The sequence below is a fragment of the Rhizobacter sp. P2_H2 genome (genome assembly GCF_056403375.1).
This window is the reverse complement of the sequence record NZ_JBFUFP010001257.1, coordinates 1-1,428: the sequence shown is the minus strand read 5'-3', so window position 1 is coordinate 1,428 and position 1,428 is coordinate 1. Positions and strand designations below refer to the sequence as shown.

Below are 1,428 nucleotides of genomic sequence, written 5' to 3'. Positions count from 1 at the left end.
GACTTCAGCATGATCGGCTCCTGGGTGTGGCGGGCGGATCGATGGGTCCGCCCCTGTTCACACGACGGGCGATCAGCGGCCGGATCGACATCCCCATGGCCGGCTCAGGGATAACCCCCGGGGCGCCTAGGCGAAGCAGGGGCCGAGCTCGCGGACCTCGATCGTGCACCACTCGGCGGCCGGGCAATCGGCCGCGATGGCCACCGCCTCGTCGCGCGTCTTCACGTCGAGCAGGAAGAAGCCGCCGATCATTTCCTTGGCCTCGGCGAACGGGCCGTCGACCAGCCGCTTCTCGCCGGCGCGCTTCTGCACGCGCACCGCGCGGTCCTGCGCCAGCAGCGACTCGGCGCTCTTCAGCACGCCGCGGGCCTTCAGCTTCTCGGCGTAGCCCAGCATGCTGTCGTAGGCCGCCTGGCCTTCGGCGAGCGTGCGCTGGCCGCGCTGTTCGACGGGTTCGACGATGAGCATCATGTAGGACATGGGGTCTCCGATCTCGAATGGGCGTTCATTGTGTCGCGGATGCGCGGCCGTGGGGATACGGCAGCACCATCGCGAGGCTGGCCACGCACAACAGCAGCATCGCCAGGGCCAGCGGCAGCGGCGAGCGGCCCGACATGAACGGCGCCACGCCCTGCGTGCCGAGCGCGCCGGCCGCGAGGATCGCCAGCATCAGCAGTGCCGACGCGCGGCCCATCTGCACCGGCGGCAGGGCCAGCGCCTCGCTGAACGCGGCCGGCCCGCGCACCGCGAGCACCGCGGTGAAGGCGCACCAGAACACCGCGACGGCGGCGAAGCTCGGCTGCCCCAGCCAGGCCGCGAGCGCGAAGCCGCCGCACAGCGCCCCATGCGCCCAGCAGCCGGCCTGCACCGCGCGCGCCGCACCGAAGCGCCGGCTGATCCGCCCCGACTGGCTCGCCACCGCCATGAAGCACAGCACGCTCATCAGCTGCAGCGCGGCGAAGCTGGCGGCGCCGCGGCCGTAGGCATGCACCATCAGCTGCGGCGCGCTGGCGACGAAGCTCAGCAGCGCGCCGAAGCACAGTGCATGGCACAGCGCGAGACGCAGGAATCTGCGGTTGCCGATGATCGCGGCATAGCCCGAGGCGGCGCTTCGGTCCAGCCCCGGCAGCTCGCGTGGCGTGACGCGCACGACGAAGGGCAGCGCGAGCAGCGTGACGCCGCCGAGGATCCAGAAGGTGGCGCGCCAGTCCATCACCAGCAGCAGCGCGCTGCCGAGCACCGGCCCGGCGGCCGGCACCGCCGACTCGATCATCGCGATCGAGGCGATGCCCTTCACCGCATGTTCGTCCGGCAGCGTCGCGCGCACGACGCTCGGGGCCACCACCGTCGCCGCACCGGCGGCCGCGCCCTGCAGCGCGCGCATCGCGAGCAGCCAGCCGATGTCCGGCGCGAGCGCGCAGCCGAAGG

2 protein-coding genes are annotated in these 1,428 nt (G+C 72.7%); both read right to left on the bottom strand.

All coding sequences use genetic code 11. From position 1 onward, the window contains the following. Window positions 1–126: 126 nt before the first annotated feature. The gene (locus AC1D15_RS32120) at window positions 127–480 is read right to left on the bottom strand and encodes a YciI family protein (RefSeq protein WP_047500195.1); all 354 of its coding nucleotides are present in this window, start codon (window positions 478–480) and stop codon (window positions 127–129) included. A 25-nt stretch (window positions 481–505) separates the two neighbouring features. Next, the coding region (locus AC1D15_RS32115; RefSeq protein WP_477829242.1) for an MFS transporter at window positions 506–1,428 on the bottom strand (923 nt) is incomplete at its 5' end.